The organism is Okeania sp., assembly GCF_035285525.1.
Lineage (GTDB): Bacteria > Cyanobacteriota > Cyanobacteriia > Cyanobacteriales > Microcoleaceae > Trichodesmium.
On the sequence record NZ_JAYKGW010000023.1, the window covers coordinates 39,802 to 48,784 of the forward strand.

An 8,983-nucleotide genomic window follows, 5' to 3' on the forward strand; every position below is an offset into this window, starting at 1 on the left:
TTCTCAACTTAACCTACAATATAAGTGAGTAGGTTGGGTTGAGGCACGAAACCCAACATTATTGTAGCTGTTGGGTTTCGCACTTTCTCAACTTAACCTACAATATAAGTGAGTAGGTTGGGTTGAGGCACGAAACCCAACATTATTATAGCTGTTGGGTTTCGCACTTTCTCAACTTAACCTACAATATAAGTGAGTAGGTTGGGTTGAGGCACGAAACCCAACATTATTATAGCTGTTGGGTTTCGCACTTTCTCAACCCAACCTACAATATAAGTAACAACATCAACAGCTTAATCCAACACAATCTTCGTTTGTGTTGGGTTTCGTTCCTCAACCCAACCTACAATATAAGTAACAACATCAACAGCTTAACCCAACAAAATCTTCGTTTGTGTTGGGTTTCGTTCCTCAACCCAACCTACAAAACTTTATGGAATATCGTCGGGCAAAAACACCAGGGGCAACTTATTTTTTCACAGTAGTTACATACAACCGCCAAAAAATTTTGTGCCAACCTGAAAATATAAATTTACTCAGAAAAGCTTTTCGATATGTTATACAAAAACATCCATTTAAAATAGATGGTATTGTCATCTTGCCAAACCATCTCCATTCTGTTTGGACATTACCTGAAAATGATGCAGACTTTTCGACTCGTTGGCGATTAATTAAAAGTTATTTTAGTCGTCAATGCTATTCTCAATATAAGAAAAAAATTTCAACATCTCGACAAAATAAAAAGGAAAAAACTGTTTGGCAAAGGAGGTTTTGGGAACATCAAGTTCGAGGCGATCGCGATTTTGTTAATCATCTGGAATATATTCATTATAACCCGGTACATCATGGATTAGTAGCTGCTCCGAAAGATTGGCAATATTCTAGTTTTCATCGTTATGTAAAAGCAGGAATTTATGATCGAATGTGGGGTTCTTCAGAAAGACTTATTTTTGATAGTAGTATTGGCAAAGAATAAAATGTAGGTTGGGTTGAACGATAGTGAAACCCAACACCAAGCACAAAGTAATATCGTGTTGGGTTTCGTGCCTTAACCCAACCTACAATATCATTCTTGTTGGGCTTCGTGCCTCAACCCAACCTACAATATCATTCTTGTTGGGTTTCGTGCCTCAACTCAACCTACAAAACTATTCTGGTTGGGTTTCGTTCCTCAACCCAACCTACAAAACTACAAAACTATTCTTCACCGTGGCTGACAACTTTGCCCCGAAATACCACATAATTATAGATGTTATAAAACAACATTATGGGAATCAGAAAACCAATAAAAATTAGCATAAATACTAAAGCACTAGGAGCTGCTGCTGCCTGATAAATTGTGATTTGTGTGGGAATAATGTAAGGAAAAACAATTAAACCTAAACCAAGAAATGTTAACAAAAATATCAGGATTGTCCAGATAAAAGGGGTCACTTCTTCTCTTTGATTGATACTTTTTAAGAGTAACCAAACTAATAATATTCCTAAGACTGGAATGATAGAAAAAATATATACTAAAGGAGGACTAAATAATCTATTCCTGACAGTTTCATAAAAAATTGGGGTGGAAATAGTAATAAAAATTGCCCCTATTAATGTGGTTATTGCTGCTAGTTTTGCGGTGCGAAAATGAGTGTTTTGGAGTTCTCCTTCTGTTTTTAAAATTAAGTAAGTTGAACCTATTAATACATAACCTTGAATTAAAGTTAAAGACACCAATAAAGTTCGCCAGTTTAACCAATCCAAAGTTGAACCAATAAAATGCCCCATTTCATCTACTTGAATCCCTTCAATGACGCTACCGAGAGCAAATCCTTGTCCTAATGCTGCAATGAAACTGCCAGCACCAAAAGCAAAATTCCAAAATAATTTGCGTTCAGCGTGTTCCCGAAATTCAAAAGCAACTGCCCTAAAAATCAAACCAAAAATCATAATAAAAATGGGAATATATAGGGCAGTGAGAATGGTTCCATAAGCCAAAGGAAAAGCACCAAATAAAGCTCCTCCCATCAATACTAACCATGTTTCGTTAGCATCCCAGATATTTCCTAAACTCGTCATTAACAGACTTCTGCGTTCTTCATTGGAACTGGTTAAAGAAAGAATACCAACCCCTAAATCAAACCCATCTAAAATTACATAGAGAAACAAAAACAAGGCTAAAATTACAAACCAAACTTGGGGCAAAAAATGTAATAACGCTTCCATATCAACTCCTTTTCTGTAGTTTTGGTAACACAAGCATCTTGCTTGTTACTAGGTTATACAAACGGACTTACATAGGTGAACCCAGAAACCCGGTTTCTTGGAGAAACCGGGTTTCTTTGCGTAAGTCCTTAAAAAAGCAGAGAAACCGGGTTTCTTTGCGTAAGTCCTTAAAAAAAGCACAGAAACCGGGTTTCTTTGAAATCCTCACTATAGTCATATCTATCTCCCATAAACCCGGTTTCTTATAACACACCGATATTTTACTGCTGCGCTTCCAAAGGCCGTCGATCTCTGGCAAAATCTCCTGGTTGCGTATCTATTCCCAGTTCATTATCCATTCCAGGTACTGGTAACTCTAAATCTGGTCCCTGACGAATAATACGACTGCCAAAATACAAAGCTGCTATCAACAGAATCGAATAAATTACAGCAAAACTCGTCAAAGAAGTCAAGACACTAGCTGCTGGAATCTGAGAAACTGCATCAGCAGTACGAATCTCTCCATATAAAGTCCAAGGTTGTCGTCCGACACAACGCACTATCCAACCTGATTCTACCGCGATGTAACCCAAGGGTGCAGCGAATATCCAGGTGCGGAGCAGCCATTTTTGCTGTGTAATTTTGTCAGCAGAGAGATTACCCAGTAGCCATTGTAGAAGACTCCAAAACATTAACCCCGCTAATAAAAAGCCGATCCCACTCATAATTCGGAAACAGTAATAAATTAGTCCTATCATCTTCGGACGCTCATTGACTGCCCATTCTTTTAATCCAAAAACGGGTTTCGAGAGATTGGCTTTATATTCTAAAATGTATCCCAGTCCCTGGGGAATCGCCAGTTCCCAACGATTGCTTTCTGCTTGCTCATCAGGAAACGCCAGTAACGTCCAATCAGCAGGTTCCCCCGCTGGTGAGGTTTCCCATTTGGCTTCTATGGCAGCTAACTTAGTGGGTTGATACTCATAAACTTGTTCCGCACTTAAATGTCCCACATAAATTTGTAGAGGAGTAACAGCGATCGCTACGGCTAAAACAATTTTCAGGGAACGGACAAAAAAGGCTTGATGTCGCTGATTAATAATGTACCAAGCACTGATTCCACCAATCACAAACAGGGAAGTTTCTAAAGTTGCTAAAAACATGTGGGAGACACTTTTAACCATAAAAGGATTAAGAATGGCTTCAAAGTAATCACTAACCACAAATTTGCCATCTACCATTTCCCCACCGGAGGGAGTTTGCAACCATGAGTTAGCTACTAAAATCCAGAAAGTAGAAAGATTAGCTCCAAAAGCAACCATTATTGTTGCTAAATAGTGAATAACTGGATGCACTCGTTTCCAACCGAACAACATAATGCCTAAAAATCCAGCTTCGAGCATAAAAGCCATCGCTCCTTCAAAACCAAGGATGCTGCCAAAAAAGTCTCCCACTGCCTCAGATAATGGTGCCCAGTTAGTGCCAAATTGGAACTCCATTGGTAAACCTGATGCTACACCAATGCCGAAATTGAGAACATAAAGTTTTGTCCAAAAACGAGCATGGTGGTAATAATCAGGATTACGGGTTCTCAGCCATAATCCCTCTACCACCACCAAATAAATGGCCATACCTGTAGTTAAAACTGGCCACAACATATGAAAGATAGCAGTCAGAGCAAACTGCATTCGAGAAAGTGTTATTGTGTCTGAAAAAACATTCATTGTTTGCTATTGCTATCGAACTTTTTGTTAGCTTAACAGATGGCTTTCTGGGATAGAGAAAACTTTTATTTTGGTTTAAACTTTTTCACTTCAAATTCCATCTTTTTTTGACCATTATCTCTTTCTGTAACTGTGGCATCACTGAATCCATTGAAATAGTAGGGGCGGGTTTCCACGTTAAGTTAGGGAATGTTCATAAAGTGAAAAAAACCCGCCCCCACATAATTTTTCATCAACCTGTACCCCAGGTTTAATCCCTGTTCCATATTGATGTTGTAGAAAAGAGGGCGGGTTTAGCTAAATCTTCAGATGGAACCGGGAAATTTCTGATTAAACCCGCCCCTACGTAATTATTAATTATCCATTATCCATTCCCACAAACGATGCGCCATTTCTAATTTACTACAAGAGGGAATATCCAACTGACGACCTTCTGCATCCAGAAAAATTCCCTGATTTGTATTACTGCCAAAACCTGCACCTCCGCGATCAATAGGATTAGCCACAATAGCATCCAAATTTTTCACCAGCAACTTCTCTAATGCAGGCTCCACAATATCTCCAGTCTGTGCAGCAAAACCAATTAAATATTGGTGAGACTGCTTTAATTTTCCCAACTCTGCTACAATATCCGGTACTGGTGTCAAAGGTAATAAACTTGGTAGCGATCGCTTGGACAATTTCTGATTACTATATTCCGCAGGTTTGACATCTGCTACGGCAGCAGTCATTACAATTATATCTGCTTCGGCAAAATGATCTAACATTGCTTTCTGCATCTGAGCAGCACTGACTACTTCTATAATTTTTAGCCCCGACAACTGCAACTCTCCCGAAATACTATGCACCAAAGTTACATTTGCTCCCCGATGCAATGCTGCTTGAGCTAAAGCTATTCCCATTTTACCTGTAGAAGGATTTCCAATAAATCTCACGGGGTCTAGATGTTCCCGGGTTCCCCCTGCACTGATTAAGATTTTCTTTCCTGCTAAATCTTTTTTGCCTGTGGTGTACAATAAAGATTCTATATTTGTGACTATTTCCTTGGGTTCGGCCATTCTACCTTGACCAATGCGATCGCAAGCTAAAATTCCTGCGCCAGGATTGATACCATGAAATCGTTTTTCTGTCAATATTTGTTGCCAATTTCGTTGTACTGGTGTTTGTTCCCACATATCAGTATTCATGGCGGGAGCTAATAAAATGGGGCAAGTAGAAGCTAAAATGGTATTAGTCAGCAAATTATCTGCGAAACCATAGACTAATTTTGCTAAAGTATTTGCGGTGAGGGGAGCAATAAGGATTATTTCTGCCCATTCTCCCAACTGAATATGCAAGGGACGTCCGTGATCAGGTTGCCAAAAATCTTGGTCAGTATAAGCAGGATAACGACAGAGAGTAGATAAAGTCAGAGGTGTAATAAATTGTTGAGCAGCAGCGGTCAAAATTACTCTAACTTCGACTCCAGATTTGACTAAAGTGGAAACTACTTCACAAACTTTATAAGCTGCAATACCACCAGAGATAGCAATTAAAACTTTTCTACTCATAATATTCTTCTCCACCCTTCCTTAACTATACTTTTTTAGGATTAATACTAGAGTTGTTGGGAATTAAGCTAAAAAAATGGCTAAAACCCTTATCAGTCAAATCTTATATCTTTCTCTGCCCCTAAAATTATTATATAGTAAGCTTTTGAGCATTGTTCAATTTTTATTTCCCAACAACTTTATTTATGGCTTCCGTTGTAATGATACCTTCTTTAGTCATTTTAGGGAGAAGATCGTTTTGAATCAAATACTCAGCATAAATCTTAGCTTTTGACATATCTGGAAGAGAAAAAACAGAAGAATCATAGTGAGTACACTCTCAAACAAACTTCCTATTTTCTAGGGAACGTGTAAGAGAATACAAAGAAAAAACAACATCATCATCAGTCCATTTATGAACTATTTGCTTATTCATAAAACTTTTTAATTTAGTACATAAATTATTATACTTAAAAAAAATATATAGCAATTCCCAAAAAGCGTAAGGTACAAAATTCCTGATTTTAGGGAACGGAAATAGGGAATAGGATAAAAATAAAAATTTATAGATGTACCTTACGGCTATGGGAAACGCTATATAACCGCAAAGTAGCACTAAATTTCAGTACCTCTAGCTTCTTCAACTTGAAGGGTATGTTTCTCAAATTTTGGTTGTGACAAGATAAGAAAGAAAAAAGGGAAGATACAGGGGATTCAACCTTTATGAAGTATATTCACGCGGGTAAGATCCCTGCACTGATAATATTTAATTATTAATAATCTGTACTTCCTTACCTTCTTCCTTCTTCCTTCTTTTAAGCTTCATCACAAGGCTCAAAATCCAATAAATGGACATAAGGTTCTATCAACTCTGGACGTTGAAAAGCGATCGCCCGTAATAAGCGCCAATCATTTAATCCGTCAAAAGGATTTTTATAGTCATCTTCTTCTAGACGAAAAGCTAATTTAGCTACATCATCTGTAGTGAAATTAGAAACATTCTCCAAGGAAAGGGTTACAGTTTCCATCACAGCTAACCTCCTATTGATAATTAATAATTAATAATGAATAATTGATAATGAAAGAGTTTTTTTAATCTCTAATTTTTTATCTAATATTCATTTTTCTATAAAATATATTACTGGGTAAGTCCTATAAATATAGGCTCTAATTTAATAATGTTCTGTTTAGTCTTTCGCTATAGTTTTGATTACAAAGCTTTCCATTAACTGCAAAACTTCCGGGATTATTTCATGCCCCATATCAAATTCTTTATATTGTATATTTGCCCCTAAGTTTGTAAAAGTATCACGGGATTTTCTTCCCTTTTCAATAGGTACAACTGGGTCTTTTATACCATGTACAATCAAAATGGGTGGTAATTTTTCTACAGATGGTTGAGGTGGAGAATGTAAATAGCCACTTATAACAATTAAACCTGCAAATGGTAAAGTTACTCCCACATCCATAGTCATAGCTCCACCTTGAGAAAAACCACATAGAATAGTTTTAGACAGAGGTATTCCGGTTTGACTTTCGAGAGAAACTAACCAATCAATTAATATTGGGCGACTTTCTACTAAACCGGGAAACTTTGGGTTAGAGAAGTCATACCACATTTTGCCTCCAGGAACTTCAGGGTGAAATAGCGGAGCATCTGGGAACTCAAACCGATAGTCCGGGAGATTCAACTGTGGTACAAAAGGTATTAAATCATTACAGTTTGCTCCCCAACCATGCAAAGCAACAAACAGGGAATTAGATTTGGGATTAGGTGAAACGGAAATTGATTTTAATTGTGTCATTTTTAGGGAATGGGAAGTAGGGAGTAGGGAGTAGGGAGTAGGGAAGACAAGAAAGAAAAAAGCTATTGTTATTACATAGATTAAATAAATATGCTTTTATATCTACCTTTTCCTCAAGTTTTCCTAGCCTTACTCTATAATTATTTGTGCTTCTTCGTCTACTTTCCTTAAAATTTACTTTGTTTTAAATTTTCTCATTTAGGGACTCTAAAATAATGGTTAACAAACGTAAATCACTGCCACCGTCTCTCACAATTAAATTAGGAAAATGGGTTTGGACAACGCTCTGGCAAATAATGATGTCAAGACTTGCTCCTCGAAATAATTCTGGAGAATACATTCGTCCAACTAGCTTATTTAGAGAGACAGTCAGTACCGAAACAGAAAATAAATATCAACCAGCTACCAAACGCTACCGTCTATTTGTGGGAATGGGTTGCCCTTGGGCACATCGAACTTTGGTAGTTAGAGCTTTGAAAGGTTTGGAAGATGTTATCTCAATTACTATTGCTTCTCCAGCAGGGGATAAGGGTATTTGGATATTTGAAGATGAACAGGAAGGATGTCGTAGTTTACCAGAGTTATATAATTTAGCACAGTCTGGTTACCAGGGGCGTGCGACTGTACCTGTATTGTGGGATGAGCAAACTAAAACTATTGTTAATAATGAAAGTGCTGATATTATTGTTATTCTTAATTCGGAGTTTAATCAGTTTGCTAAAAATCCAGATATTGACCTTTATCCAAAAGAATTAAAAGCTAAAATAGATGAGTGGAATGAAAAGATTTATCACACTGTAAATAATGGAGTTTATCGTTGTGGGTTTGCCCAAAGTCAGGATGCTTATGAAAAGGCTTGTCGGGAATTATTTACTACTTTAGATGAAGTTGATAATACTCTTTCTAAAAGTCGATATCTTTGTGGTGAGTTAATAACATTAGCTGATGTACGTTTTTTTACTACTTTATTTCGTTTTGATGTTGTTTATTATGGATTATTTAAGTGCAATTTACGCAGAATTAAAGATTATAAGTATTTGAGTGTTTATTTAAGAGATTTTTGTCAACTTCCAGGAATAGCAAATACTTGTAATTTGGAGGCGGTAAAACAAGATTATTATGGTAATCTTTTTCCTCTTAATCCTGGTGGAATTATTCCTTTGGGTCCCTAGTCAGTTATCAGTTATCAGTTATCAGTTATCAGCTTTTTCGGTTATTAGCTATTGGCTAAAGCTTAAAGTCCTTGGGGGTCATTATCCGGAAGTCATCCCCCAAGTCCGCCAACTAATCTATATCAGTTATAGCCATAAGAAATTATTGGCGCTCAAAAACTTTAGGGGTTTTGTCTCTAAACTCTACCATAATTCGGATTTGTAGATTAAACTCTGACGATAAAATCTTTTGCTTCAGCTAGGGAGTTATTATGAATATAGTTGAATAAAAAATCATGTATTTAGGAAAGTGTATCCATTGAATATCTACTATATCACAATTTGTTTGAGAATGCAACCTCTTTTTTATATGAATTTTTCCAGGAGCTTCAGAAAATGAAAATGTTGATAATTTCTTGTTAAGAGGGTATATCCCAATTCTAAATAGGTTGTGGCAAATCAAAAGTCTATCAAAAAAAACAAAACTCTTATACCTATTCCCTTCCTTCACTAACACACTTCCATCCGTAAATTCTAACCTTGATTGAATAAAAAGTCATGCATATAGGCGATAAACACCAGGTAAT

7 protein-coding genes are annotated in these 8,983 nt (G+C 36.8%); 2 read left to right on the forward strand and 5 right to left on the reverse strand.

The window, feature by feature from the left end; all coding sequences use genetic code 11:
• Window positions 1–394: 394 nt before the first annotated feature.
• Complete coding sequence (locus VKJ25_RS02510) at window positions 395–976, forward strand: REP-associated tyrosine transposase (RefSeq protein ID WP_324235050.1); 582 nt, start codon at window positions 395–397, stop codon at window positions 974–976.
• Window positions 977–1,197: 221 nt separating this feature from the next.
• Here the strand turns inward: VKJ25_RS02510 and cydB are convergent, their stop codons facing one another.
• From cydB to VKJ25_RS02535, 5 genes are all read right to left on the reverse strand, one after another.
• Window positions 1,198–2,208 (reverse strand): cytochrome d ubiquinol oxidase subunit II, encoded by a 1,011-nt coding sequence (gene cydB, locus VKJ25_RS02515; protein WP_324235051.1) that lies wholly within the window; start codon window positions 2,206–2,208, stop codon window positions 1,198–1,200.
• 260 nt (window positions 2,209–2,468) lie between these two features.
• Window positions 2,469–3,911, reverse strand: a complete 1,443-nt coding sequence (locus VKJ25_RS02520) for a cytochrome ubiquinol oxidase subunit I (RefSeq protein WP_324235052.1) — start codon at window positions 3,909–3,911, stop codon at window positions 2,469–2,471.
• Window positions 3,912–4,264: 353 nt separating this feature from the next.
• A complete protein-coding gene (coaBC, locus tag VKJ25_RS02525) occupies window positions 4,265–5,461 on the reverse strand; it encodes a bifunctional phosphopantothenoylcysteine decarboxylase/phosphopantothenate--cysteine ligase CoaBC (RefSeq protein WP_324235053.1) in 1,197 nt (398 codons plus the stop codon).
• A gap of 794 nt (window positions 5,462–6,255) precedes the next feature.
• The gene (isiD, locus tag VKJ25_RS02530) at window positions 6,256–6,468 is read right to left on the reverse strand and encodes a protein IsiD (RefSeq protein WP_324235054.1); all 213 of its coding nucleotides are present in this window, start codon (window positions 6,466–6,468) and stop codon (window positions 6,256–6,258) included.
• 159 nt (window positions 6,469–6,627) lie between these two features.
• Window positions 6,628–7,245 (reverse strand): alpha/beta hydrolase, encoded by a 618-nt coding sequence (locus tag VKJ25_RS02535; RefSeq protein WP_324235055.1) that lies wholly within the window; start codon window positions 7,243–7,245, stop codon window positions 6,628–6,630.
• Between the two features lie 215 nt (window positions 7,246–7,460).
• Between VKJ25_RS02535 and VKJ25_RS02540 the strand changes: the two genes are divergently transcribed.
• On the forward strand, window positions 7,461–8,417 hold the full coding sequence (locus VKJ25_RS02540) for a glutathione S-transferase family protein (protein WP_324235056.1): 957 nt from the start codon (window positions 7,461–7,463) through the stop codon (window positions 8,415–8,417).
• Window positions 8,418–8,983 lie beyond the last annotated feature (566 nt).